Origin of the sequence: Ochrobactrum sp. Q0168 (assembly GCF_016427605.1) — a bacterium.
Taxonomy (GTDB): Bacteria; Pseudomonadota; Alphaproteobacteria; order Rhizobiales; family Rhizobiaceae; genus Brucella.
Window position 1 is genome coordinate 834,470 of the sequence record NZ_JAELXQ010000001.1, and the last position, 26,886, is coordinate 861,355.

Consider the following 26,886-nt stretch of genomic DNA (forward strand, 5'->3'; position numbering starts at 1 on the left):
GCCAAGCGCTCGTTTCTTGTCGTTTGGGCAAAAGCCGGGTACGAATCCAGCACAAGACTTCACAGAAAGAGTTCCGCGATGCGTACAGAAACCGGCCAGACATTCCGTCTCGAAGATTACCGCCCGACGCCTTACGCGATACCGGAAACAAAGCTCGACTTCACACTAGAGCCTGAGAAAACCATTGTCCGCGCCGCGCTGACCATCGAGCGCCGCCCAGACACCGCGCCCGGCACGCCGCTGGTCCTCAATGGGGACGAACTCAAGCTCGTCAGCCTCGCCATCAATGGCACGCCGCTTGCCGATAACAGCTACGCCGCGACGCCCGATCTCCTGACCATCAGCGACCTGCCGGAAGGTGAGCGCTTCACGCTGGAAATCGTCACCGCCGTCAACCCGACGACCAACCGCCAGCTGTCAGGGCTTTATCGCTCCAGCGGCGTCTATTGCACGCAATGCGAGGCGGAAGGTTTTCGCCGCATTACCTATTATTATGACCGGCCCGACGTGCTTTCCGTCTATACGGTGCGTGTCGAAGCCGACCGCGAAGCCGCGCCGATCCTACTTGCCAATGGCAATCCGATTGAAAGTGGAACGACGGAAGGCAATGCCGACCGGCATTTTGCCGTGTGGCACGATCCGCATCCGAAGCCGTCCTATCTCTTCGCTCTCGTCGCCGGTTCACTTGGTGTGGTGAAGGATCATTTTACAACCGCTTCCGGTCGCCCGGTCGATCTGGCCATCTATGTCGAACATGGCAAGGAGAAGCGCGCGCTTTACGCGATGGATGCGCTGAAGCGCTCCATGCAGTGGGACGAGGAAAGGTTCGGTCGCGAATATGATCTCGATGTTTTCAACATTGTCGCCGTGTCGGATTTCAACATGGGCGCGATGGAAAACAAGGGCCTCAATGTCTTCAACGACAAATATGTGCTGGCCGATCCGGAAACCGCGACCGATGTGGATTATGCCGGCATCGAGGCCGTCATCGCGCATGAATATTTCCACAACTGGACCGGCAATCGCATCACCTGCCGCGACTGGTTCCAGCTTTGTCTGAAGGAAGGGCTGACCGTCTATCGTGATCATGAATTCTCCGCCGATCAGCGCTCCCGTCCGGTAAAGCGCATCGCCGAAGTGAAGATCCTGAAGGCGCAGCAGTTTCCGGAAGATGGCGGCCCGCTTGCCCATCCGGTGCGCCCGCGCGAATATCGCGAAATCAACAATTTCTACACGGCGACGGTCTATGAAAAAGGCTCGGAAGTCGTCCGGATGATCCGCACGATCATCGGACCAGACCTGTTCCGCAAGGGAATGGACCTCTATTTCGAGCGCCATGACGGCGATGCAGCCACCATCGAAGATTTTATCCAGGTTTTTGCCGACGTCTCCGGGCAGGATTTCTCACAATTCGCGCTGTGGTACGATCAGGCCGGCACGCCGCGCGTGGAAGCGGATTTCGATTACGATGCGAAAGCCGAAACCTTCACCGTCCGCCTGCGCCAATCGCTGGCACCGACACCCGGCCAGCCGGTAAAAAAGCCGATGCATATTCCAATCGCATTCGGCCTTGTGGGGCCGGATGGCGAGGATATGACATACACATCCGTTGAAGGCGGCGATGTGCATGACAATGTCATTCACCTGCGCCGCTCATCGGAGGCTATTGTTTTCTACGGCATCCAGGCGCGCCCGGTTCCTTCACTGCTGCGCGGCTTTTCCGCGCCGGTCAATCTCACCTCCCCGCTTTCCGAACAGGACCTGACATTCCTCGCGCTGAACGACAGCGATCCGGTTGCGCGCTGGCAGGCCATGAACAGCATTCTCACCCGCGCCCTGCTTGATGGCGCCAAGCGCATTCGCGGCGGCCATGAGCCGGAGCTGAATGCCAAAATTGTTGAGCTGGTCGGTCGCGTCGCATCCGACGAGACCCTCGACCCGGCATTCCGCGCGCTCTGCCTGACCTTGCCCAGCGAAAGCGACGTGGCCCGTGAAATGGGTGATAATGTCGATCCCGACGCTATTCTCGCCAGCCGCGACCATCTGATCGCTGCGATTGGATCGGCCTATGCGGCTGATTTCGCCGGGCTTTACGACAGCCTCAAGCAGGCCGGCGCTTTCACACCCGATGCGGAAGCAGCAGGCAAGCGCGCCTTGCGCAATGCGCTGCTCGATTATCTGAGCCGCCACGAAGGCAACCAGCATCGCGCCGCCCTGCAATATGCAGATGCCGACAACATGACCGACCGCTTTGCCGCGCTGACCGTTCTGGTTCACCGCTTCGGCGATACGGATGAAGCGCGGGAGGCCTTGTCCAGCTTCGAACAGCGCTTCGGCAGCGATGGCCTTGTCATGGACAAGTGGTTCAATGTTCAGGCGACCCGCCCCGGCGAACATGCGCTGAAAACCGTGTGCCAGCTTGGTGCCCATCGCCTGTTCTCGCTCGACAATCCAAACCGCGTGCGCTCGCTGATCGGCTCCTTTTCGGCTTCGAACCCAACCGGTTTCAATCGCAAGGACGGCGCGGCCTATATGTTCTTCGCCGAGACTATCCTCGCTATCGATCCGGAAAACCCGCAGCTTTCTGCGCGACTTTTGACCTCAATGCGGTCCTGGCGGTCGCTCGAAGAAACGCGGCGCGAACATGCCCGCGCCGCTCTCGCCCGTATATCGGGTACGTCAAATCTTTCTACCGACCTGCGAGACATCGTGGATCGCACTCTCGCCTGATTCGCGAGCGACGATCCGACTAACCTGATTCGCTCCTGCCGGCAGCTGTTCCGCGGCTGGCAGGGTGAACAGCTATGTCCTCCCGCTCCGCTCTGGCAGGCTGCGGAAGCGGCCCTGTTTTTCGCGAGTCTTTTCATGGATTTAGAACAGCCGGCTGACGAACTGATTCCGGATAAAGGATTGAGATTCATAAGAAAATTAATGGCGAGGCGCGGTCTTTTTTACGTCTCGTTAACGAAATCGCTGGACAGCGCGAATCACTTTTGATTCATTGAATGCATTCGGAGGTGGCGTATTCCGAATCACTTCACTCGCAGGCATTTCACGAGGGACCATCAGATGGCGAGCACCGACGCGTATGGCGCGCCGGCGGGGACGCATTGCGAATCCGGTCGGAAGAGAAGGAAAGGCAAGGTCTCTGGCCATGTCCGCCTTCTCGCTGGCCCAGCCTATGGCAAATTCATCTCGATGGAACCGATTTTACGCCGCCTTGTTCCCGCGCTGATCATCATCTTCCTCGTTATTCTGGGCGTTGCCCGCGTGTTTTCCATGCTGGCCTGGCATGAGGATATCGAACAGCAGCACAAGGCTTCGCTGTCGGCTGCGACCGCCAATCTGGCGCAGATGATCGAGCGCGTCGCGAACGGCACCAATGCAGGCGCGCAGCTTTCCGCCAAGGACATTCAGGACACCATTGCCGAGTTTCGCTCGCGCGGTCTCTCCTCCCCGGGAATGACCGTTGCCGTGATCGACGGTCAATCGTCAGTCGTGGCCGCCTCCGGCCCCCTGGACGATCTCACCGGCAAGCCGATTGATACCATATTGTCAGAAGCGCAGCCGCTGTTTCTCTTTGCCGAACGCGCAGGCGTGCTGAAAATTCTTTTGCAGGGTGAAGCCGCCTATGGCGCCTTGTCCAAGCCGCTGACCGCGCCCTATTCCATCATCGCGACGGAAGCGGAGAATACGATTTTTGCCGAATGGCGGCGCGCCGTGTCGCTCAATGTCACGCTCTATGCGGGCACCACCGGCGTCATGTTCGCCATTCTCTACGCCTATTTCAGTCAGGCGGCGCGCGCACGCGAAGCCGACGACCTTTCCAATCAGATCCAGCGCCGGATCGATCTGGCCATGGCGCGCGGACGCTGTGGCCTGTGGGACTGGGACATGGCGCGCGGGCGTATCTACTGGTCGCGCTCCATGTACGAGATGCTGGGCTATGAAGCGCAGGATGCGGTGCTGCCGTTCAGCGATGTCGCTGCAATCATCAATCCTGAAGACGGCGACCTCTATTCTCTCGCCGAGCAGGCGGCGGCTGGCGACTTCTCCCATGTGGACCGCGTGTTCCGTATGCGTCATGCTGACGGGTCTTGGGTCTGGATGCGGGTGCGCGCCGATATTGCCGCTGAAGGCGACCTGCATCTGGTCGGGATTGCTTTTGACGTCAGCGAGCAGCACCGCTTTGCGGAAGCGACAGCAGAAGCCGACATGCGCATTCGCGAAGCCATCGAGAACATCTCGGAAGCCTTCATCCTCTGGGATTCCAATAACCGTCTGGTGATGGCGAATTCGAAGTTCAGCGAATATGCGGGCCTGCCGGTCTGGACGCTGAAGCCGGGCGTACCGCGCAATGAAGTCGACGCCCACACGCGTCCGTTCACATTCGAACGCCGCATGGCCAACGAACACAACCGCGCAGGCGGGCAGACTTTCGAGCGCCAGCTCAGCGACGGTCGCTGGCTGCAAGTCAACGAACGCCGCACGCAGGATGGCGGTCTCGTTTCCATCGGCACCGACATTACCCAGCTCAAGCTGCATCAGGAACGTCTGGTGGATAGCGAACGCCGTCTGATGGCGACCATTCACGATCTGTCGATTGCCCGTAAGGGCGAGCGCGACCGCGTGCGCGAACTGTCCGAACTTGCCCGCAAATACGGTCAAGAAAAGGAACGCGCCGAAGCGGCGAACCGCGCCAAGTCGGAATTCCTCGCCAATATGTCCCATGAGCTGCGCACGCCGCTCAATGCGATCATCGGCTTTTCGGAAATGATCCAGGCGGGCACGTTCGGGCCGCTCGGCTCCGACCGCTACGAGGAATATATCAACGACATTCACACCAGCGGTAACTTCCTGCTGAACGTCATAAATGACATTCTCGACATGTCGAAAATCGAGGCCGGTCATTTCTCGCTCGACCGCGAGCAGATTGATCTCTGCCCGCTCATCAATGAGACGGTGCGCATGATTTCACTGCAGGCCGACGAGAAGAACATCACGGTCGAGACACGGATCGAAGACGCCATGCAGCTCTATGCCGACCGCCGCGCGGTCAAGCAGGTGCTGATCAATCTCCTGTCCAATGCGGTCAAATTCACGTCGCATAACGGGCATATCACAGTGCGCGCCCGCAAGACCGGATCGGCCCTGTTCATGACCATTCAGGACACGGGCGTCGGTATTCCGAAGTCCGCATTGAAAAAAATCGGCCAGCCGTTTGAACAGGTCGAAAACCAGTTCACCAAAACCCATAGCGGGTCGGGGCTTGGTCTCGCCATCACCCGCTCGCTGGCGGAACTGCATGGCGGCTGGCTGCGCATCCGCTCAACCGAAGGTGTCGGCACGGTGGTTGCGGTCAGCATACCCGACCGCAAGGCGGTGCAGATCAGCGGGCACAGCAGCGCCGCAATCCACGCGGCGTAAATTTAGACGCTAACGAACTTCTCAAAGCTCGCGCGGACTTCCTTCGCCAGTTCGGTCAGATGATGTTCAACGCGCTTGATATCCGGCATATCGGCAGCGCGACAGAGAAGATCGATCATACCCGGAATGAACTCGTCTCGCGGGGCATCGCTTCCAAGGCATAAGCGAATGGTCTGGCTCAAATTCGTGTAAAGCCGATGCGCCTCGACCAGACTGTCGGCAAGGGCCGGTTCCGCATAGGCCGGATCGAGCGAAGCCAGAACCTCTTCCGTTCCCAGCGGACGCGGCTTCTTCGTCACTTTTCCGGTCAGCACCGCGAATTGCGCGATGAATTCCAGATCGACAATGCCGCCGGGCTTCAGCTTGAAGTCCCAGTCATCACGCGGAGGCTTTTCCTGATAGATCAGGTCGCGCATTTCGCGCACGTCCTTGGCGATCTTCTTCACATCGCGCGGCGCTGACAGCACTTCGTCGATTTCCGCCGTGATATGCGCAATAAAATTTTCGTCGCCATGGATCGGGCGCGCCCGCGTCAGCGCCATATGCTCCCAGGTCCAGGCTTCGGTGCGCTGATATTTGCCGAAGGATTCGATATGGGTAGCGACGGGCCCCTTGTTGCCCGAAGGGCGCAGCCGCATGTCGACTTCATAAAGCACGCCCTCCGCCGTCGGGGCGGACAGTGCGGCGATCAGGCGCTGCGTCAGGCGAATATAATATTGCGAGGGGGCGAGCGGCTTTTCCCCGTCCGATTCATCGGCATCCGTGTCGTGATCGTAAAGCAGGATCAGATCGACATCGGAGCCTGCGGTCAGTTCACGACTGCCGAGCTTACCCATGGCAAGCAGCGCCACCTTCGCACCTTTGACCTTGCCATGGCGGCGCTGCAACTCGGCTTCCACAGCCTCGAATGCCTTGCCGATCATCAACTCCGCCAGATCGGAAAAAGCGCGCCCGGCGCGCACGCCGTCTATCGCGCTCGTCAGCAGGCGAATGCCGATCAGGAAACGATGCTCTGCCGCGAAGATGCGCAGCCGATCCAGCACTTCCTCGTAGTCGGTCGCGGCCCCGAGAAAGACGCGCAACCTTTCTTCCAAATAGGAGCGGGTCGGCATTTCTGAAAAGATTGCCGGATCGAGCAGGCCATCGAACACATGCGGATTGCGCGTGATGATTTCGGCCAGCCGTGGCGCGGCGCTCATGATCATCACAAGCAGATTGAGCAGGCGCGGGTTGGATTGCAGCAGGCTGAAAAGCTGGATGCCCGCCGGCAATCCTTGCAGGAAACTGTCAAAACGCAACAGCGATTCGTCGGCGCGTTTGGTCTCGGCAAAGGCGTTGAGGAGCGCGGGCGTCAGCTCGGTCAGGCGCTCGCGCGCTTCCGCCGACTGGGTGGCGCGATAGCGCCCAAAATGCCAGGTGCGGATGACGCGGCAGATGTCGCTCGGGCGTTCATAGCCCATGGCGGCAAGCGTCTCCAGCGTACCCGGATCGTCCACATCGCCGGTGAAGACGAGATTGCCCGTCGAGGTGCCAAGCTCCGGCGCCTGCTCGAACAGGGCTGCATAGTGCTTTTCTACGATCTTGAGCGCGTCGAGGAAAACATCGGAAAACTGCGCCGGATCGGCATAGCCCATCATATAAGCGACACGGGCAAAGCCTTCATCGTCTTCAGGAAGGATATGGGTCTGCTCGTCGGCAATCATCTGGATGCGGTGTTCCACATCGCGCAGGAAGTAATATTCCTTGGACAGCGCATCGCGCGCCTTCTCCGTGATCCAGCCGCGCTCCGCCAGCTGGCCGAGCATCGGCACAGTCTGGTTGCCGCGCAGTTCCGGAAAGCGTCCGCCAGCGATCAGCTGCTGCGTCTGGACGAAAAACTCGATCTCGCGGATACCGCCGCGACCGAGCTTCACATTGTGCCCGCGAACGGCAATGTCACCGTGGCCCTTATGGGCGTGGATTTGGCGCTTGATCGAATGAACATCGGCAATCGCCGCATAATCGAGATATTTGCGCCAGACATAAGGGGAAAGCTCCGCCAGCACCTGACGGCCAGACGCACGGTCCCCAGCGACGGGCCGCGCCTTGATCATGGCAGCGCGCTCCCAGTTCTGGCCGCGCCCTTCGTAATAATGCAGCGCCGCGCCGACGGGAATCGCAAGCGGTGTCGAGCCCGGGTCGGGTCGCAAGCGAAGATCGACGCGGAAGACGTAGCCGTCCGCCGTGCGATCCTGAAGGATGCGGACTAGACGCCGCGTCAGGCGCGAAAACGTGTCCACGCATTCATAAGGATCGCCGATGGCTGGTTTGGTTTCGTCGATGAAGACGATCAGGTCGATATCGGAGGAATAGTTCAGCTCTCGCGCGCCGAATTTGCCCATGCCCAGCACGATCCAGCCGCAATCCTTGTCGGGCTTGTTCCTGTCGGGCAGCTTGATTTTGCCAGCCGCATCCGCATCGCGCAGCAAAAAGTGTACGGCAGCACCGGTGCAGGCCTCGGCCAGATCGGTCAGCCAGCCGGTGGTGGCTTCCGTATTGAAAATTTGGGCCAGATCACACAGCGCGATCAGCACATGCGCTTCGCGTTTGAAGCGGCGCAGATCGGTCATCAGCGAAGCTTCGCTTGCGCCCTCCTCCATGCCGCATAGCGAAACCGCCGTGAGAATATCGTGCAGCGCGCTTTCGGGCGAAGCAGACACGATACGGCTCAGAATTGAGGGATGCCGGGTCAGCGCCTCGCGAATGAACGGCGACAGATCGAGTACCGCCGACAGGAAGGCCGAAGCTTTCTGCGTTTCCAGCAGCGCCGCAACTTCTGAAAGTTCGTCTTCACGAGCCCGCTCTATCAGGTCAACAAGGAAGGATCGCGCCCGATCAGCATCGAGCGGCGTCAGCGCACAAAGGTCTCTCTCGAAAAACAGTGCCTTTGTATCGTCAGCCGCCATGATCCCCTCATTGAACTATGCTTATTTCACATCGCCCTGCGGCAGCGGAAATTCCAGAACAGCACGCAGTCCCGGTTCGTTGCTTTCAAGACGAAGCGCGCCACCGTGCAACTTCATGACCGCCTTGGCAAGACTCAAACCGAGACCGGAACCCGGCTGTGTGCGGCTTTCCTCCAGACGCACGAAACGTTCGGTCGCCTGTTCGCGCTTGTCCTCGGGGATACCCGGCCCATTATCGGCCACGGTGATCCGCACCCAATTGGCGTCGCGCTCCATGGCAAGCGACACATTGGCCTCGCGCTCCTCGCCACCGGCATATTTGATCGCATTGTCCACGAGATTGGAAACCGTCTGGCCGACCAGTTCGCGGTTGATATGCAGCACCACCTCGTCCAAAGCGCCAAGTGTCAGCTTGACATTCGCATCTTCCGCGACAGGCTCGTACATTTCCGCCACATCCCGCACGATGGGCGCGACGGGCAAGTCTTCAAGGTTTTCCGTCGAATAACCGGCTTCCAGACGCGAAATCATCAGGATGGCGTTGAAGGTGCGGATCAGCTGATCCGACTCACCGATAATATCTTCAAGCGCCCCGCGATATTCGCGCCCGGCCTTCTTGCCCGCCAATGCTTCCTCGGCGCGATTGCGCAGCCGGGTCAGCGGTGTCTTGAGGTCGTGAGCGATATTGTCGGAAACCTGCTTCAGCCCTTCGTTCAGCTCCAATATGCGGCCGAGCATAACGTTCAGATTGCCCGAAAGCCGGTCGAATTCATCACCGGAACCGTTGACCGGCAGACGCCCTGTCAGGTCGCCATCCATGATACGTTGCGAAGCCTTGGACACGTCATCGATACGCTTCAAGGCGCGGCGTCCGACCACGAGCCAGATCAAAAGCGCGCCTGCGCCCATGATGCCAAGCGCCAGCATCAGCGAACTACGGATAATATCGCGGAAGCGTTCCGGCTCGCCAAGATCTCGCCCGACCAGCAGGCGCATGCCGTTCGGCAGCGCGATCACCACGGCGACGGCGCGATGTTCGCTCTCTGTCCCCTGCTCGCCATAGCGCTTATAGACGAAAGCGCGCTCGACAATTCCGTCCGTATCCAGCACGCCGGGTTCCACGCTTTCGACATTTCCGGCCAAAATACGTCCCGTCGGATCGGCGACAAGATAGAGGTAAGCGCCGGGCTGGCGCGACCGATAATCGATGGTGCGCACGAGCTGCGGAATGCCGCCCCGCGCATAGCTCTTGCCGATGCTCGCCACTTCTTCGCCCAACGCTTCCTGGGTCTGGGCGGTGAGGATCGAAGCCGACAGATTGGTCATATAGAAGACCAGAGCGACAGCGCCGACAACGAAGAGAAGCAGATAGAGAGCCGAAAGGCGCACCGCCGTGGTGCGCATAAGCGCAGAAAACCGGCCCATCAGTCCACCTTGGCGGCGGTCTGTTTGGTACGCCCGGCCTTCAGCATATAACCCGCCCCGCGCACCGTATGAAGCAGCGGGCCGTCAAAGCCCTTTTCAATCTTCGAGCGCAGGCGCGAAATATGCACGTCGATCACATTGGTTTGTGGGTCGAAGTGATAATCCCAGACATTTTCGAGCAGCATGGTACGGGTCACAACCTGACCGGCATGGCGCATCAGATATTCGAGAAGACGGAATTCACGCGGTTGCAGCGTGATATCGACATCCTGACGGCGCGCGGTGTGCGCAAGCCGGTCGAGTTCGAGATCGCCGACGCGATAGATCGTATCAGCCTCACGCGGGCTGGAACGGCGTTGCAACACTTCCACGCGCGCCAGCAGTTCGGAAAATGCATAAGGCTTGGTCAGGTAATCGTCGCCGCCGGCGCGAAGGCCCGTCACGCGGTCATCGACTTCACCGAGCGCAGACAGAATCAGCACCGGCGTTTCCATGCCCTTGGCGCGCAGGCCCGCCACAACGGAAAGTCCGTCGCGCTTCGGCAGCATACGATCCACAACCAGCACGTCATAATTGCCGTTTTCCGCCAGGGCGTAGCCGGTCTCGCCGTCACCGGCGATATCTGCCGAATGTCCGGCTTCACTGAAAGCTTTCTCCAGATAACGAGCAGCTTCGCGGTCATCTTCAATAACGAGAATTTTCATGGCGCCACTTATAAATTACATTCGGTGATATAGCACATCCCGAAAAGTGTAAGACGGTTGTCGGATAAGATGTGCGTAAACAAAACTTAGAGCGCAGATCTGAAGCTATCAGATCGAAACGCGCTCTAAGGGGATGCCAGGCAGTTACCCGCCTGGCATCCGGTAGTTTCAGAGGTTCTCGCGGAAGCCGTTCATCATCCCTGATCGATCGGCAGGGCCACGAAGCGGCTCTGATCGTTGCTCTGCAATTGCAGAAGCACAGCCTTGCGACCCGACTTGGAGGCTTCGCTGATGGCGTTGTTGATGTCCTTGGCAGTCTTCACAACCTGATTGTTGACGCTGACGATGACATCGCCGGAGCGAACACCGCGATCAGCAGCGTCGCTGTCGGGATCGACATCGGTGACGACCACCCCGTCACCATCTTCCGATGGCGTGACTGTCAGACCATAGCTGTCGAGCGTTTCGCTCTGCTGGCCGCCCTTGTCTTCATCCGTCGTGCCACCGGCCTGCTTCAGATCCTGCGGCATGGCTTCGATGGTCACGCTGATTTCTTCAGCCTTGTTCTTGCGCCAGACACTGAGAGCCGCCTTTTCGCCCGGATTGATACCGGCAACCTTGCGGGCCAGATCACGGGGGTCCTGAACCGGCTCACCATTCACCGCGGTGATCACGTCACCGGACTGAATGCCAGCCTTGGCCGCCGGACCATCCTTCTGCGGCGAAGCGACGATTGCACCCTTTTCCTCGGCCAGACCAAGCGAAGCGGCGATATCCTTGGTCACCGGCTGTATCTGTACGCCGATCCAGCCGCGTTCAACCGAGCCCTTCTTGATGAGCTGATCGACGACCTGCTTTGCAGTGCCCGACGGGATTGCGAAGGCGATACCGACGCTGCCGCCCGAAGGCGAGAAGATGGCGGTGTTGATACCGACAACCTGACCGGACAGGTTGAAAGCCGGGCCACCCGAGTTGCCCTTGTTCACGGCCGCATCGATCTGGATGAAATCGTCGTAAGGACCGGCGCCGATGTCACGGCCACGGGCCGAAACGATACCCGAAGTCACCGTACCGCCGAGACCGAACGGATTTCCGACTGCGACAACCCAGTCGCCAACGCGAACCTGATTGTCATCGCCAAAAGCGACATAGGTGAACTTGCGCTTGGCGTCATCGACCTTCAGAACAGCGAGGTCGGTGCGCGGATCGGTACCGATCAGCTTGGCGTCCAGTTCAGTGCCGTCATCCATGACGACGCTATAAGCATCCCCGTCTGAAACGACGTGGTTGTTGGTGACGACATAACCATCTTCAGAGATGAAGAAACCGGAGCCCTGTGCATAGGGGCGCTCATGGCCTGGTCGGCCCGGGCGTTTGCCGGGGCCACGGCGGCTATCTGGACGCGCATCGCCACGCGGCGGCTCCATGCCGAAATCACGGAAGAAGCGCTTCAACGGATGATCGTCTGGAAGCTGGTCGAAGCCGCGCGCGCCGAAATTCTGACCGCCACGGCTGTCGGCTTCCTGCACATTCTTCTTCACGGTCACGCTGACAACCGCCGGACGCACCTTTGCCACCAGATCCGCGAAGCCGACAGACTGCTGCGGCGGCGTCACCTGCACAGCTTCCGCGCGGGCATCATTGAGTGCGCCAAGCGGGCCAGTCGCGACGAACGCGCCGGCAAGTGCAGCGCAAACTGCGACGGCTGCAACGCTTTTGCGGTAATGGGAATTGCTAGCTCTGGACATCTATTTCTCCTTACGAGCGGTAATCCGGCCTTCGCTCTCGTCTCGGGAAACGAGGCCTGTAAATCCTTTATAGAGCGCAAGATAGTTAGAGCTACCTTACCGCTCAATTTCCGCAAGATGAAAGTTTCGTAAGGTTCGGCGCAAGCGGGGGAGAAAATCGCTCATAAATATATAAAATTATTTATTATTCAGAAGACGGGCGAGTTCGGCTTTTTCGCTTTCAGAAAGAGGCTGCGCCGCTTGCCCAAGCCTGCGCCGCTGACGAAACGCAAAGGCGAGCGCCACAGCGCCGATCAAAAGCACGATAACCGGGAACCCCCAAAGCAGAACGGTACGGGCCGACAGGCGCGGCTTCAACAGCACGAACTCACCATAACGGGCGACGACAAAGTCCAGCACCTCATCGTCCGTATCGCCTGCTTTCAGTCGATCACGAACCAAAAGGCGCAGATCGCGGGCAAGCTCCGCATTCGAATCATCAATGGATTCGTTCTGACACACCATGCAGCGCAACTCGCCGGAAATGGTGCGGGCGCGCTTTTCAAGCGCCGGGTCGGGCAGAACCTCATCCGGATTGACAGCAAACGCCGCCGTGCCCTGAAACGCCAGAACAATGGCGAGTGCACATATCGCGAAGAGTTTGCGCATCTTCATGCTGCGGCCTCCGCTTCCTGCGGCGAGGCCTTGCGCTTGGACGCAGGCGCGCCAACGCGCAGGCGGCGGTCGGCGAGCGAAAACAGGCCACCCAGCATCATGACCAATGCGCCATACCAGATCAGCGTCACCTGCGGCTTCCACCAGATGCGAACCACCACTGAACCGTCACCCGGCTCATCGCCCAGCGCCACATAGACCTGACTGAACCAGAGCGTGCGAATGCCCGATTCTGTCGTCGGCATCTGGCGTGCCGGGAAAAAGCGCTTGGATGGCTCTATCCGGCCAAGATCGCGCGCGCTGGAATCGAGTAACGTGAACGTGCCGCGATTTTCCGTGAAGTTCGGACCGGTCAAAGGCCGAAGCCCCTCGAACCGCAATGTGTAGTCCTGAACCTTCACCGTATCGCCCGCACGCATGATGAGCACGTTTTCCGTACCGAAGGTCGTAACGCTGACGATGCCGAGCAGCGTCACGCCAAGACCGATATGCGCCAGCGCCGTTCCGAAAACGGAGCGCGGCAGGCTCTTGAACCGCGCCCAGGCCTTTGTTGCCGATACCTTGCCGATACCGGCTTTCTGCACCAGATCGGTGAGGCTGCCGAAAATGAGCCAGGCGGCGAGACCGATGCCGCAAGCGGCCAGCAGCGATTTGGCCGATGTGGTCCAAAGCACGATACCGGCAACTGCCAGCGCCAAAGCGAAAGCCGTCATCAAGCGCTGGGCAACGCCGTAAAGGTCGCCGCGTTTCCAGGCCAGAAGCGGACCGAACGGCACCGCTAACAGAAGCGGAATCATCAGCGGGCCGAAGGTCATGTTGAAGAACGGCGCACCGACGGAAATCTTTTCGCCGGTCATGACTTCCAGCAGCAGCGGATAAAGCGTGCCGATCAGAACGGTCGCAGCGGCGGTGGTCAGGAACAGGTTGTTGAAGACCAGCGCCCCTTCCCGCGAAATAGGATGAAAAATGCCGCCAGCCGTCAGGCTCTGGACGCGAAGCGCGAAGAGCGACAAAGAACCACCGATGAAAATGGCGAGAATGGCCAGAATGAAAAGCCCGCGCCCTGGATCCGTCGCGAAACTATGCACGGAGGTCAGCACACCGGAACGCACGAGGAAGGTTCCGAGTAGCGATAGCGAGAAAGTCAGGATCGCCAGCAGCACGGTCCAGATTTTCAGCGCCGAGCGCTTTTCCATGACCAGCGCGGAATGCAGCAAGGCGGTGCCAACCAGCCATGGCATGAAGGATGCGTTTTCGACCGGGTCCCAGAACCACCAGCCGCCCCAGCCGAGTTCGTAATAGGCCCAGTAGGAACCCATTGCGATACCGCCGGTCAGGAACATCCAGGCCACCAGCGTCCATGGGCGCACCCAGCGCGCCCAGGCCGCATCGAGACGGCCTTCCAGAAGTGCCGCAACCGCAAAAGAGAAGCAGACCGAAAAGCCGACATAGCCGAGATAAAGCAGCGGCGGATGAATGGCGAGGCCGATATCCTGCAAGATCGGATTGAGATCGCCGCCTTCCATCGGAGCCGGAAGGATGCGCGTGAAAGGGTTCGACGTGAAGATGATGAAGGCCAGAAAGGCCACCGCGATCCAGCCCTGCACCGCCAGAACATTGGCGCGCAAAGTTTCAGGCAGGTTGCCGGAAAATGCTGCGACCAACGCGCTGAAAAGCGTCAGGATGAACACCCACAACAGCATAGAGCCTTCGTGGTTTCCCCAGACACCGGTGATCTTATAGAGAAGCGGCTTTTGCGAATGCGAGTTTTCGACGACGTTCAGAACCGAAAAGTCGGACACGACATAGGCATGGACCAGCACCGCTGAGGACAGGACGACCAGCGCGAAGACCGCAAGCGCCGTGGGCACCGCCACCGACATGAGTTGCGTGTCGCGTCGGCGGGCACCGATCACCGGCACGACCGACTGAACAATCGACAGAGCCAGCGCCAGCACCAGAGCAAAATGGCCGATCTCGACAATCATAGGCAGTCTCCCGGCATAATTATTTGCCTTCCCACACGCCTTTGGCCTTCAGGCTGTCGGCAAGGTCTTTGGGAACATAGTTCTCGTCATGCTTGGCAAGCACATTGTCAGCGCGGAAAACGCCGTCTTGTCCGAAATGGCCTTCAGCCACCACGCCCTGCCCTTCACGGAACAGATCTGGCGGAATGCCTTCGAACACCACTTTCACGGTCTTGATCGTATCGGTGACGGTGAAGCGCAGCTCGCTGCCTTCCCGGCTGACCGAGCCTTCCTCGACCAGACCACCCAGACGAAAACGAGAACCGGACGTCAATTCCTGTTCAGTCAGGTCGGCGGGCGTGCGGAAGAACCGGATGTCCTGATTGAAGGCCATCAACATCAGCCCCACCGCCACCGCCAGAACCGCCAGCGCGCCGCCGATCAGCATCAGGCGCTTGCGTTTTCTCTGGCCGATTGTCCGGGCAAGACTGCCAGCGGGTTTCGGCTTGCGTGCGTTTTCTTCTGCAGTCGCGCTCATTTCTGTGCCTCTAGGCCCAAGCCGGATGCGAAGCTGCGAAGCTCGGTCCGCTGTTCTTCCGCAAGGGCGGTCATGCCCCGGTTCAGGGCATCAAGCGCCGCATCGCGGCGATGCAGGATCATATAGGAGCGCACGAGACGCTTCCAGCCTTCGACATCCCCACTATTCTGGCGAAGACTTTCATCCAGACGTTGAACCATGCCCTCGATCATCGCTTGACGGTCTTCCGCCGACAGGGAAGAAGCCGCTTCGATATCGTCGGATGACGGGCCTTTTTGCTCTGTCGGCTGATTGGTCGAAGGATTGCTCAGCCGCGCAATGGCCTGCTCGACCTGCCCCCGCCAGAGAGCATCGGTTGGGGCCTTGTCCAGAAGTGTCTTGAGACGGGCAATCGCTGCATCCGGGCGACCATCCTGCATCTCGCCTTGCGCAAGATAGAATTGCGGACGCGGATCGTTCGGATCAAGTTCAACTGCCTTGTTCAGGAACGACTCTGCCTCGGCAGTGATCGTGCCGCTTGAAACGGCGGCAAGCCCTTCCGCCAGGCCCAGCAGGCGTGGGAAATTTTCGCCGTCAATGCGGATGGAAGAACGATAGGCATTTACCGCATCCGCCGGACGGCCAAGGCGCATATAGATCGGCGCCAGCACATCCCAGCCGCGCGCATCGTCAGGATTTTTCGCCAGATGCGCTTCGGCCCGCGCGACCAGTTCATCAACCGAGCCGCGGTCAGGATTATCGGATAAGCGCCCCGCAAGCGGCATGGACGGCACGTCCGGCTTGCCGAAAAGCGGATAGACGCCCCAGGCGATCAACGGCACGGCCAGCACGGCGATCAGCGCCAGAACGCGGCCCGACCTCGTAGATTGCGCTGCTGCGCTTGCAGCGTCCTGACTTTCCTTTTCGGCACTCAGAATACGGCGGGAAATTTCAATTCGCGCCTGTTCGGCGCTTTGCGCATCGATCATGCCGCGCGCGGCATCGGATTCGACTTCGCGCAGCTGGTCGCGGTAGACTTCAAGGTCGTTCTTTTCAGCAGGCAAAAAAGCCTGCTTGCGCCGCGTGAGAGGCAACAAGACAGCCAAAGTGGCTGCTAACGTCAATAATGCTGCAATCAACCAAAATCCCATGGCTACGACTTAAGCGCAGGCATGAGAAAAACCAACCACTACCTGTCGCAACTGGCCGCCTAGGGCAATTCGCCGCAAAGGCGGCCAGTGAGCGATCAGGTCAGCGGCGTCCAGCTGCCGTCAGTGTTGCGGCAGGGGGTGCCCCGCACCGTCTGCTGCGAACCGCCAATATCGAAGGTGTGCGAATATTGGCGACAATTCTGCGAGCCGACCTGATAGGGCTGCGCCGCTGTGACATCGCCGGAATTCGAACCGGCACTCCAGGAAACGGCTTTCCCCGCCGGCGAATATTCGAGCGCGCGATACTCGGCTTCGAGCGCCTTTTTCCGGTCGCCCGCGCTTAGCTGGTTTGCTGCGTTGCCGAGCAGACCATTGCCCAGTGACGAGAGCAGGCTTGATTCCGGCTTCGCTGATGACGACGAGCCGCCAAGCGACGTCAGCCCCCTGCCACCGCCTGATGTCCCGCATGCCGACAAGGCCAGCGACAGCGCAACCATGGTCGGAACGACCAGAGCCGGAGAAGAAAACCTGAATTCCATCATCATAACAAACCGGCCCTCATGAACCAATGAGCTTGCATATTATCGCATCATGCGATCTTGTAATTTCAACTTCTTAGAGCATTTCCCGCAAAAATGTGAGCCTGTTTGCATGACGAAATGCTAAAAAGCAAAGACGCCGTTTCAGGTTAAAAGACAACCTTAATCTTCCGCAAGCGGTAACACACTGCGAACGCGCAAGCCTCCCATCGGACTTTTGTCCAAATGCAGCTGGCCACCATATTCGCGAACCGTATCCTGGACGATGGCAAGGCCCAGACCTGTGCCCGGCTTGGTTTCGTCCACGCGGCTGCCGCGTTTCAAAGCCGCCTCGATCTTGTCGTCCTCAAGTCCCGGCCCGTCATCCTCAATCACGATTTGGAACTGCCGTTGCGCATCTAACGCTGATCCCACGGTGATTTTCACGCGGCGGTTTGCCCATTTCCCGGCATTTTCGAGAAGGTTGCCGATGATTTCCTCAAGGTCTTCCTTTTCGCCAGCGAAGATCGCGTGCGGAAGATCATTGCGCAAGCTGACATGCAGTGCAGGGTTAAGCTTGGCGGTAACCCGTTGCATCCGCTCCATCACCGGCGCGACGGAGGTGCGAAAAACCACACTGTCCCGCTGCGCGGCAATGCGTGCGCGTTGCAGATAATGCTGGATTTGCACCTGCATGGCCTCGCTCTGCTCCTGCACAACGCGGCCCTGATCGCCGCCGATGGCGCGACCCTCATTGACCAGTACCGAGAGCGGCGTCTTGAGCGAATGAGCGAGATTGCCGACCTGCGTTCTCGACCGCTCGACGATTCGGCGGTTGTTTTCAATCAGCGCGTTCATTTCGCGGGCAAGCGGCGCAATTTCCATCGGCAGCGAGGCGTTGAGCTTCGATGAACGCCCCTCGCGAATGTCGGTCAGCGACTGACGCACCTTATCCAGCGGGCGTAAGCCGAACAGGATGATGGCCGCATTGATCAGGATACTGCCGATGCCGAACACCGCAAGATAGGCGGCAAGCTTGGTCCTGAAATCGGAAATCTCATTCATGACCTCGCTGAGATTGCCCATCACGCGGAAGCGGGCCACCCGGCCCGCATTGTCCAGCACGACTTCCGTTTCGACGATGAAAAGCTCTTCGCCATTGAGGCCCGGCAAGGAATAGCTGCGCATGAAGGAACTGTCGAAAGGCGCCTGTGTGATCGGCATTTCCGGGACAATGCGCCCAATCAGCGAGGGCGATTCCAGCTTGCCGCTCACATTGGACGCGAGCGGGTCCACCGACCAGTACCAGCCCGAAAGTGGGCTCGAATAGCGCAATTCGCCCAGTTCCGGGCGCCCCTGCAGCACCCCATCCGTCGAAACGCTGACAGCGCCGACGAGGCTGAACAGATGCGCGGTGAGAAGCCGTTCGAAATTGCTACGGGCGGCATCGCTATAAAGCGAGCCGATAAGGGTCGCGACCACCACCAGCGCCGCAATCACCCACAGCGTCGACAATGTGACGACGCGAACGGCGAGAGAGCGGAGCGATGGGATGACGCGAAAACGCTTCAGTTGTCGTTCCCCTTTGGATCAGCGCCTGCATCGGAGCGCATGCGGTAGCCCATGCCGCGCACGGTCTCGATGAGGTCAACGCCCATCTTCTTGCGCAGGCGTCCGACGAAAACTTCAATCGTATTGGAATCGCGATCGAAATCCTGATCGTAGAGATGCTCCACCAGTTCCGTTCGGGAAACCACCTCGTCCATATGATGCATGAGATAGGACAAAAGCCGGTATTCATGCGAGGTCAGCTTCAGCGACACGCCGTCGACGCTGGCTTTGGAGGTCTTGGTATCAAGATGCAGCGGGCCGCAGACAATCTCCGACGAGGCATGTCCGGCAGCACGGCGGATAAGCGCGCGAAGCCGGGCCAGGACTTCCTCGATATGAAAAGGCTTGGCGACATAATCATCCGCACCGGCGTCGATACCGGCAACCTTATCGCTCCAGCGATCGCGGGCCGTTAGCATGAGGACAGGCATGGCGCGCCCGTTGCGACGCCAGCGTTCCACAACGCTGATACCGTCGATACGCGGCAGGCCGATATCGAGAATCACCGCATCATAGGGTTCCGTATCACCCAGAAAATGACCCTCTTCGCCATCATAGGCGCTATCGACCACATAACCTGCGGCAACCATCGCATCGGAAAGCTGCCGGTTCAGGTCCTTGTCGTCCTCAACAATCAGGATACGCAAGCGGGCTGTCTCCCTTCAACGGATCATATGCAAAGGAAAAGCCGGCCTGCTCATGGAATGCAAACCCGCTTCTAGAGCGGTTCCTTTTAAAACAGAATCGTGGAACCGCTCTATCTATTTGTTTTTACGCATTATCCTGCGCATCGAAGCGGGATAAGAAATCAGTCCAGCGAATTGATTTCCCCGCGTAGACGCTTCGCACTTTTGCTGGAAATGCTCTAAACCCCTGCCGGGAATTTTATCGATTGGGCACAGCCACTTCGACGCGACGCGGACGCTCACCGTCGCGACCGGGGACCAGCACGACGACAACACAGACCGGTGCGCCGTTCTGGGTGGAAGGCGTCGCCTTGGCGAGCTGCCCGCCCTGTTTGGCCGCAACCTGTTCGCCCACGGCTGCACAGTCACCCGCAGCGGCGATCACAAGATTGGAGGTCTGCGGCGCAGCAATCGGCATAGCGCCAGCATCGACAATGCCGCCGATAGGCAACAAGCCAAAACTCACCGCGAGAAGCGCGAAAACTTTGAGAGCAGAGTTCTTTTTCATCATGCCGCCTTGTATAGCGCACGACAGCTGAACGATGCATGAACAGGCTGTTCTCGCTATAGACTATAAAGGATAACTTCCCTTTGCTATCACGCTTTGTGAAATTATGAAATGCGTGAAGTTGCCTTGATGCGACCGAATATCGTAACAATTCCAGCGATTGCCGCGGCCAGTTGCAGTAAAACATCCGTTAGCGCGCCTTGATCAACGGCGTTGTTTGCGATCCCAAAAGCGCCCGCCAGCCCCAGAATGATCGACACCAGCCCCGCCCAGACAGTGCGGGAAAGATACCAGGCTTTGTCGTCCGTCATGTCTTTTCTCCGTAAATTATAGGGCAGCCGCCAGATTGAGTATGGCCGTATCCCCGGCCCCGATTTTTGTGCTGACCATCGCAATGCGCAGCTGAAATGCAGTCGTACCGAAGTCGGCGGTGCGAATCGCCTTGGCATAAGTCCATGCCGGCGATGTGACCTGTTCGCGCCGCACAAAGGCGCCATTTTGCCAGACCTCGACGCTATACAGCTCGCGCTCCTCGCCCAGCGGGATGTCTTCGCCAAGCCAGCTGTCGGCGTCGATCCGCCCGCGCCGTTTCCAGGTAAAAGCGAGGTCGCCATTGGCTGCACCATCATATTTCAGATGAACCGGGCTTAGCGGCGTCAGCCCGCGCAAACCGCCGCTCTGTTAGACCGTATCGAAATAAGCATCCGAGAAGGTCTTGCCCGCAGTTCCAACGCGCCAGTAGAGTTGGAGCCCCAGTTCGGACGCCGACAGGCCCACCCCACTCACCGCCACATCCAGAAGGATGAACGGCGTTTCGACCCGCTTGTCGGCAAGTGCGGCGGCTTCCGTGCCAAGCTGCCCGCGCAACAGCCGCGACAAACGCCAGCGATTAGCGCCGACCTGTTCCGCATCGAGAAACTGGAATATTTCCCAATCCCCATTGGGCGCTTGCAACAGCCCGGTATTGGCACCGTTCAAAATCTGCGCCAGTGGACGCGATTGCAGTTCGCCCGCATAGAGCGCGACTTCGACTGAATGCCCTTCCTGCAAACGTCCGCTCGGGGCCCCGGCAAGCGGCGCAGCCAGCTCGCCCATGACCGCCCGTTCGGTAATCCTCGCCCGCTCGGCAAAACCTTCGTCGGTCGGGGAGGCATAGACCGCGACACCCCGCCATGGCTTGGCGTGGGCCGCGATACGAAACTGACCCGCAGGTTCCTCCGCCCCCGGCCAAAGCGGCAGGTCGATGAGATGGAACAATTGTTTCATATCGATCGCCGGTCCGCCGGGCACGGCCTGCGGCGTCTCGCCCCGATCCGCAAAGACGATATTCGGGGGCCAGCGCCGTGGTCTTGACGGAGCGCACGGAGCCGTCATCAAGGCTGGTTATGACATAATCACGCGCACCACCCAGCCTATCGAGGCGCAGCCGGTCTCCGACATGAAGCGACGCCGCAGACCATGGCAGCGCAAAGGACGCGGTTCGCCGCTCGGCATAACGACGCGCCATCCAGCTTTCGGCAAGTGCCGCCGCCTGCCCCTGCTCCATGGAACCGGACAGGCTGATGCTCTCGCTGCCCTGCCCTTCGTCGCGGCGCACCGCCGCGCCGACAACCTGAAAATCCCGCAGCGGATCGCTACAGTAAAATTCGACCGTCGCGGGCAATGTGCCCAGATCCTTCCAGTTCGGCCGTGAATGGAACTCCTTCATCCGGCTGCACCAGCAGGTCGCTGATCGCAACGGCTGACGACACCCGCGCAATGCTCCTGAACACGAACTGGCCCGCCTGCTCAAAGCCATGCACGCCAAAGACATTCAGAAGCGGCTCCAGCACGCCCCGCGCAATCGATGATTCGGAAATAGTAAAACCGGCGAGATAGCCATCCGCGCCGGAACAATCCGCCTGCGGCAGACCGAAATCAGCAAGGATCGCCTCTATCAGCTCATCCAGTGCGACGCCGCTCAGACGCCCGTCCAGCCAGTGGCCAAGACGCCAGTTGGCAGTATCGCCCCAAATACTGCTGCCAAGTGGAAATTCCGGAAAAGGTCGCGTGTCCCACGCCCAGAGATAGATACGGTCCATATCCAGCATTGGCCCGCCATAGACCGGCGACACAATATTGGCCGTTGGCTAGTGCTGGTAATGGGCACGCAGAAACCGCTCCATGGCGGCATCGGAGCGTGATCCATTCGAGAAATAGGGCGTGGCATTTTCCGACGAGTTCGGATCTGGAAAGAAATTCGACTGGTTCGGCCGCTTATCCACCGCCGGGCAGCCAAGCGCTGTAAACCAGATGGGTTTCGACTGCGGCACCCAGCCGGTCGGGCTTGCCGCTTCAACCCCGTCGATACGGTTGAAATGCGGATTGCTCCACCAGGCGCGGATATCCTTGTAGCGATAGACCCACGGCTTTCCTGCCAGCCCATCGGTGATCGGCGTGCGCCGGCGCGCGGTGCGATTGCTGTCGCTGCCATAATACCAGTCATAGCCCTCGCCCGCCTCGATCTGGCTGGTGAGACCGGCAAAGTCATAGGGCCCGTCGAAACCGTCCGGGTTGCTTCCGTCAAGGTCGCCGTCGCGCCAGTCGGCCAGCGGCATGTAATTGTCGATGCCGATGGCATTAATGGCCGGATGCGAGCAGAGCGGATCGAGATTGAAGAACAGATCGCCGGTCCCGTTCTGCGCCTTATAGCCGAAATATTCCGTCCAGTCCGCGCCACAGGTGATGTGGCAGGCGCTGCCAGAAGCTGGCGCATTTCTGCTGCCAGCGAACAGAGGCTTGTCACAAACGGAAAGCTCGCGCGCGCATCGCGAATGCTGGTGAGGCCGCGCAATTCCGAACCGATCAAAATGTATCGACGCCGCCCGCCTGCACCGCCAGATCGGCGCAATGGCGCAGGAAGCGGCGATATCCCCACTCTCCTTCGACAAAAGCCGTGACCTGATCGGCCGCCTCCGGCGTCTTGTCGGGCGTGCCGACGAAACCGATTGCCGGATGACAGGTAATGCGCCCGCGCCACGGATAGACGGGCTGCCCGACGCCGTCATAAGGGGAAGGCAGCGTATTGCCTGTCGGAATATCCATCATGATGAACGGATAGAGCGTCACGCCCAAACCCCGCGCCCTGGCATCGCGGATGGCGGCGATAACGCTTTCGTCCGATGGTGTGCCGCCATAGGCCGACCCGCTGCCATTCATCGAGATGAGATGCGCGGCAGAGCGTGCAACATTTTCCACCTTCCAGACGTGGCTCGGCTTGCGCACGGAAAGTTCGGTCACGCCGGGGCGGATATGGCAAAAGCCTGCCCTGAGATCGTCACCAAACCATGGCACCACAATTGCGACATGACGCAGACCGGGACAAAGCGCCTGCAACTCGTCAAGCGCCGCCGTCCAGTCGCTGCGGGCGCGCACCGCATTGCGGTTCAGTGACCGCTTGGTTCCCGGTGTCGGCTCGTCGGTGACCGGATCGGGCATCAGCCCGAATTCCGTCGAGCTGGGAAATGAGCGCCACCGCGCGCAGATCTCGCGCCACCTTGCCGACCGGGCGCACCACTTCGAACTCGAATTGCGGCAGCCGGTTGCCAAAAGTGTCGAGCGGGATGCGCTCGAACACGACATAGGCCGTGCCGCGATAGGCGGGCGCATTGCCGGTGCCCTGCTTGGCCTCAATCAGCGGATCGGGCTGCTGCGCGGCGTCACCGCGATAGACACGCATTTCAATTTCGGTGAGATCGAGTTCCTGTCCATCGGCCCAGACCCGACGAATGAACGCAATCTCACCTTCGGCCACCGCATAAGCGGCATTGCCGAAATAGCTGTAACTCGTGACCTTCGGCCCGCGCTTGCCGCAATGCCTTTCAGCTCCATGACGAAGCTTGCGTGAACTCGATCAGCTTGTCGGACGGATCGGTCGCAGGAAGCGCGCCAGCGACGCCGGTGGCGATATGGCCAAGCTTGCCCCATTCCCAGGCGCTTTCCGCGACACTGTCATAATTCAGGAAACCGCGCGGCTTGTTGACACCATCGCCATTGACGAAGGTAGCGCCTTCCTGTTCGGCGAAGGCGGTATCCACTTCCTCGGCAATCCACTGTTCGACATTGATCGCAGCGTCGTCGAGAAGTGCACCCGTTGCCGCCGGCATGGCGTAGATTTCCATGATCGGGAACTGCAATTCGGCCAGCTTCGCCGATGCAGTCTGTGGACGCGCATCGGTTTCGCCAACCCAGCCCGTTGCCGGACCCGTGATGGAAAACGGCTTTTCCAGCACAGCGCCGGATACCTGACGCACGCCGGAAATGCCGCGGATCGGCGACAGCACGGCTAGCCTGCGACCGATTTCGGTTTCAAGCTCGGCAGGCACCAGATAGCCGCCATCCGCACCCGAAGCATAGGAATGCGCCTTCTGCTCGATACCGCGCAGCGTCTGCTCGTCACCGCGGCGCACATAGCCGTCAAAGGCTTGCTTGTGTTCGACATTGCCCATAACAGAAGCGCCGCCCAGCTGCGGGCGCGACTGCCGCGATACGTAACTGTCGAGCGTCTGCTTCTGCTCATCGAGGGCGAGGTTGATACGCTCGACCTTTTCGGTCAGAGGCACGTCCACGCCCGCATGTTTCTCGACCTTCTTCAGCCGTTCGTCATGGGCATCGCGGAAGGCCGAAAATGCGGACATGAATTCCTCGAAAGCCTCGCCGACATCGCCATTCTGATGCGAGACAAGCGACTTCGTTTCCACGCTCTTGGTTTCGAGCGGGATGGCATGATTATTTTCCATGGAGTTCCTGTTTAATTGGAGATTGTTTTCGCGGCATCGCGCATACGCTGCGCAAGACCAGCTTCCTCGTGCCGGATGGCGTCCCGCGCTATCCGGTTGTCGCCGAGCGCATAGCCCTTGGCTATCACGGTTCGTGCGCTCGCACGGCTCAGCCCCGCATCCCGCGTGAGCCAGCGTTCGAATTCCCTGATGGTCGGCAAATCCGATTTGACCTGACCGATGCGCGCCTGCGGCAGCATCGGAAAAGTCACCACCGAAATTTCCCAGAGATCGGCTTCCAGAATATGGCGCAGACCGGTGCGCGCATCCTTGCGCGCCCCCCCTTGGCAAGCCTGCCTTCGACATAAAGCCCGCGTGTGTCTTCCCGGATCTGCGTTCAACATGCGGATGCCCGACGTGCCGCGTTCCCGCAGGGCGCGGCTGAAAGCGCCGCGCTCGATCACGTCGCTGCTAAGATCCGGCAGACCGAAAATGCTGGCATAGCCGGAAAAGCTGCCGTCGATCTCGACATTTTCGAGCGTCAGCGAAGCGCGCTTGGTTTCGAGCTTCAGATCAGGCTTCGCCATCGGTGCTCCTTTCGGCGGGAAGAATGCCCGGCAGGGCCGCATGTTTAAGCCTTTCGCTGAACCGCTTGAACACACCCAGCGCCGACCAGGCGGCAAGGCTGGCCGATGCCGATCCCATCAACATCAGCTCGGCGCGCCCGAGTGCAGCGTCGAGCGTCAGCGCTTCCGCGATCTTGACGCCCGCCGCGCCACCGAAAACCATGCCGCAGATAATGCCGACGGCGAAACGGATTGCCGCCTCGCGCCTGCCATGCGGCAGCATATAGGCAAGCGACACCGCCGAGCCTGCAACAGCACCCGCCACCTTGGCGAACCACAACCACGCGGCATCGGATGCAAAAACCGTGTCGTTCAGATTGCTCATAACGACCTCCTGTTTTTCGTTTGAGACTGATAGCCAACGGCCTCGCGCTTTTCGTCATCGGTGAGGAAAGGCGCATCGGACACGCGCCGCCACAGCGCTTCACGCTCGGCGGAAAGTCCTTCTATGCGGTCGGCATCGTAGTCGAGACGCAAATTCTCGCCGAAAAGCGGCCCCAACCAGTTGCTGAATGCCTTGGCCATACGCCCCATCAAGGGGCACGGTCAGCCGGTAGAACGCCCGGTTCGCCTCGGCATAATTGGCATACGTATTGTCGCCGGGAATGCCGAGCAGCATGGGCGGCACACCGAAAGCCAGCGCAATGTCGCGGGCAGCGCCATTCCGGGCTTCGATGAAGTCCATATCCTGCGGGCTGTAGCCCATCGCCTTCCAGAAGCAGCGACCGCCCGGCGCCCGACGCGCCCGTTTAGCCCTCTTCCAGTTCGGCCTTCAGGCGTTCGAGCTGCTCCTCGGTCAGATTGCCGCCATCCTTCGGCGCATAGACCAGCGCGCCGGACGGTCGCGCCGAATTATCGAGCAATGCCTTATTCCACGCGCCCGCAGCATTATGCGTATCGAGCGCCATCAACGCTGCCTCAAGCGGCGCAAAACCATAGATGTCATCGAGTGGATGAAACAGTTTCAAGTGCAGACCCGCAGCCGTTTCCGTTCCAAGAGCAATGCGCCGTGTCGTCGAGAAGCCACTCGTCCCCCGCCGCCATCACCTGCATTCGCGTCAAGCCCGCGCCCCAGGATTTCCCTTGCGCGCCTTTTTGCAAGTTCCTCAATTCTCCTGTCTATCCGTAGCAAAGCCTGCCGCGCCTCGTTGACGCTGACCGCGGAACTTTCCTCCGAACGCGCCGGGGCGGCCGCTTCAGCGGAAAGTTCGCTCACTGTCTTCACGGCCCTCGCCAGCGCCATCAAGGCCTCGGCCTTGCTTTTGTCCAGCAGTTCTTCCGCATCGAGCAACCGTTTCAATTCGGTCTGCAACCGTTCCAGCGCCGGATCGGTTTTTGCCTGCGGTTTGAGCGCCGCGCCCGACGGTGCGACCAGTTGTAACCGGCGCAGCCGCACCAGATAATTGTCCAGAGAATAGCCCAGCACCTCGGCCAATTCGGCGCTGTCGATGCCGTGAGCCATCTGCAATGCATAGGCATGCCGGAGACGCGTTTCGCTCCGCGCCTGTCGTGTTGTGATAACCAACTGCGGCACCTGCGCTTTCGGTATGCACTTAATAAAAAACCCCGGAAGCGCGGACGCCTGCGGGGTTATGAACATGTTTGGTTCGAGGAGTTATTCCCGCAATCACCGGCTGCGGTT

The 26,886-nt window shown here is 59.7% G+C and carries 21 protein-coding genes and 5 pseudogenes; 2 read left to right on the forward strand and 24 right to left on the reverse strand.

Annotated elements, in window-relative coordinates; translation table 11 throughout:
• Nucleotides 1–78 precede the first annotated feature (78 nt).
• Nucleotides 79–2,730, forward strand: coding sequence for an aminopeptidase N (gene pepN / locus JAU75_RS04065; protein WP_199054773.1), 2,652 nt, complete (start codon nt 79–81; stop codon nt 2,728–2,730).
• Between the two features lie 339 nt (nt 2,731–3,069).
• The gene (locus JAU75_RS04070; protein WP_199054777.1) at nt 3,070–5,427 is read left to right on the forward strand and encodes an ATP-binding protein; all 2,358 of its coding nucleotides are present in this window, start codon (nt 3,070–3,072) and stop codon (nt 5,425–5,427) included.
• A gap of 2 nt (nt 5,428–5,429) precedes the next feature.
• On the opposite strand, the gene JAU75_RS04075 is transcribed toward JAU75_RS04070, so the two are convergent.
• The 24 genes and pseudogenes from JAU75_RS04075 to JAU75_RS04175 all read right to left on the reverse strand — a co-directional run bounded on the left by JAU75_RS04075 (nt 5,430) and on the right by JAU75_RS04175 (nt 26,844).
• On the reverse strand, nt 5,430–8,372 hold the full coding sequence (locus JAU75_RS04075; RefSeq protein WP_199054779.1) for a bifunctional [glutamine synthetase] adenylyltransferase/[glutamine synthetase]-adenylyl-L-tyrosine phosphorylase: 2,943 nt from the start codon (nt 8,370–8,372) through the stop codon (nt 5,430–5,432).
• A gap of 21 nt (nt 8,373–8,393) precedes the next feature.
• A complete protein-coding gene (locus JAU75_RS04080) occupies nt 8,394–9,800 on the reverse strand; it encodes a HAMP domain-containing sensor histidine kinase (protein WP_199054936.1) in 1,407 nt (468 codons plus the stop codon).
• Nucleotides 9,797–10,501 carry a response regulator transcription factor gene (locus tag JAU75_RS04085; protein ID WP_199054781.1) on the reverse strand — a complete coding sequence of 235 codons (705 nt, stop codon included), beginning with the start codon at nt 10,499–10,501 and terminating at the stop codon, nt 9,797–9,799. Before JAU75_RS04085 ends, JAU75_RS04080 begins: the two co-directional genes overlap by 4 nt.
• A gap of 194 nt (nt 10,502–10,695) precedes the next feature.
• A complete protein-coding gene (locus tag JAU75_RS04090) occupies nt 10,696–12,249 on the reverse strand; it encodes a Do family serine endopeptidase (RefSeq protein WP_199054789.1) in 1,554 nt (517 codons plus the stop codon).
• Between the two features lie 177 nt (nt 12,250–12,426).
• Complete coding sequence (locus JAU75_RS04095; protein WP_199054791.1) at nt 12,427–12,903, reverse strand: cytochrome c-type biogenesis protein; 477 nt, start codon at nt 12,901–12,903, stop codon at nt 12,427–12,429.
• Entirely contained in the window at nt 12,900–14,891 is a 1,992-nt protein-coding gene (locus JAU75_RS04100; protein WP_199054793.1) for a heme lyase CcmF/NrfE family subunit, read from the reverse strand. The genes JAU75_RS04095 and JAU75_RS04100 overlap by 4 nt, the downstream gene beginning before the upstream one ends.
• A 19-nt stretch (nt 14,892–14,910) precedes the next feature.
• Entirely contained in the window at nt 14,911–15,408 is a 498-nt protein-coding gene (gene ccmE, locus JAU75_RS04105; protein WP_199054795.1) for a cytochrome c maturation protein CcmE, read from the reverse strand.
• Nucleotides 15,405–16,538 carry a c-type cytochrome biogenesis protein CcmI gene (gene ccmI, locus JAU75_RS04110; protein WP_199054800.1) on the reverse strand — a complete coding sequence of 378 codons (1,134 nt, stop codon included), beginning with the start codon at nt 16,536–16,538 and terminating at the stop codon, nt 15,405–15,407. The genes ccmE and ccmI overlap by 4 nt, the downstream gene beginning before the upstream one ends.
• A gap of 95 nt (nt 16,539–16,633) precedes the next feature.
• Nucleotides 16,634–17,083 carry a hypothetical protein gene (locus JAU75_RS04115; protein WP_199054801.1) on the reverse strand — a complete coding sequence of 150 codons (450 nt, stop codon included), beginning with the start codon at nt 17,081–17,083 and terminating at the stop codon, nt 16,634–16,636.
• Between the two features lie 156 nt (nt 17,084–17,239).
• Nucleotides 17,240–18,571, reverse strand: a complete 1,332-nt coding sequence (locus JAU75_RS04120; RefSeq protein WP_247880364.1) for an ATP-binding protein — start codon at nt 18,569–18,571, stop codon at nt 17,240–17,242.
• A gap of 53 nt (nt 18,572–18,624) precedes the next feature.
• The gene (locus JAU75_RS04125; protein WP_199054802.1) at nt 18,625–19,314 is read right to left on the reverse strand and encodes a response regulator transcription factor; all 690 of its coding nucleotides are present in this window, start codon (nt 19,312–19,314) and stop codon (nt 18,625–18,627) included.
• Between the two features lie 238 nt (nt 19,315–19,552).
• Nucleotides 19,553–19,861, reverse strand: a complete 309-nt coding sequence (locus tag JAU75_RS04130; protein ID WP_199054804.1) for a hypothetical protein — start codon at nt 19,859–19,861, stop codon at nt 19,553–19,555.
• A gap of 104 nt (nt 19,862–19,965) precedes the next feature.
• Nucleotides 19,966–20,172: a hypothetical protein gene (locus tag JAU75_RS04135; protein WP_199054806.1), complete on the reverse strand. Its 207-nt coding sequence runs from the start codon at nt 20,170–20,172 to the stop codon at nt 19,966–19,968.
• A 16-nt stretch (nt 20,173–20,188) separates the two neighbouring features.
• Nucleotides 20,189–20,530 (reverse strand): hypothetical protein, encoded by a 342-nt coding sequence (locus JAU75_RS24000; protein ID WP_247880365.1) that lies wholly within the window; start codon nt 20,528–20,530, stop codon nt 20,189–20,191.
• Nucleotides 20,531–20,542: 12 nt separating this feature from the next.
• Complete coding sequence (locus JAU75_RS24005) at nt 20,543–21,127, reverse strand: hypothetical protein (RefSeq protein ID WP_247880391.1); 585 nt, start codon at nt 21,125–21,127, stop codon at nt 20,543–20,545.
• A gap of 169 nt (nt 21,128–21,296) precedes the next feature.
• Nucleotides 21,297–21,569: pseudogene (locus JAU75_RS24010) on the reverse strand (phage tail protein); the annotation flags it as partial.
• Nucleotides 21,496–22,778, reverse strand: a pseudogene (locus JAU75_RS24015) (glycoside hydrolase TIM-barrel-like domain-containing protein). The pseudogenes JAU75_RS24010 and JAU75_RS24015, both read right to left, overlap by 74 nt.
• The gene (locus tag JAU75_RS24025; protein ID WP_247880366.1) at nt 22,706–23,338 is read right to left on the reverse strand and encodes a hypothetical protein; all 633 of its coding nucleotides are present in this window, start codon (nt 23,336–23,338) and stop codon (nt 22,706–22,708) included. The pseudogene JAU75_RS24015 and the gene JAU75_RS24025 overlap by 73 nt, the downstream one beginning before the upstream one ends.
• Entirely contained in the window at nt 23,241–23,654 is a 414-nt protein-coding gene (locus tag JAU75_RS24030) for a hypothetical protein (RefSeq protein WP_247880367.1), read from the reverse strand. Before JAU75_RS24030 ends, JAU75_RS24025 begins: the two co-directional genes overlap by 98 nt.
• Before the next feature lie 94 nt (nt 23,655–23,748).
• A pseudogene (locus JAU75_RS04155) lies at nt 23,749–24,639 on the reverse strand (phage major capsid protein); the annotation flags it as partial.
• Between the two features lie 11 nt (nt 24,640–24,650).
• Nucleotides 24,651–25,205, reverse strand: a pseudogene (locus JAU75_RS04160) (HK97 family phage prohead protease).
• Nucleotides 25,192–25,569 (reverse strand): DUF6107 family protein, encoded by a 378-nt coding sequence (locus JAU75_RS04165; protein ID WP_199054812.1) that lies wholly within the window; start codon nt 25,567–25,569, stop codon nt 25,192–25,194. Before JAU75_RS04165 ends, JAU75_RS04160 begins: the two are co-directional and overlap by 14 nt.
• Nucleotides 25,566–26,227: pseudogene (locus JAU75_RS04170) on the reverse strand (phage portal protein); the annotation flags it as partial. The pseudogene JAU75_RS04170 and the gene JAU75_RS04165, both read right to left, overlap by 4 nt.
• Entirely contained in the window at nt 26,209–26,844 is a 636-nt protein-coding gene (locus JAU75_RS04175; protein ID WP_247880368.1) for a hypothetical protein, read from the reverse strand. The gene JAU75_RS04175 and the pseudogene JAU75_RS04170, both read right to left, overlap by 19 nt.
• Nucleotides 26,845–26,886 lie beyond the last annotated feature (42 nt).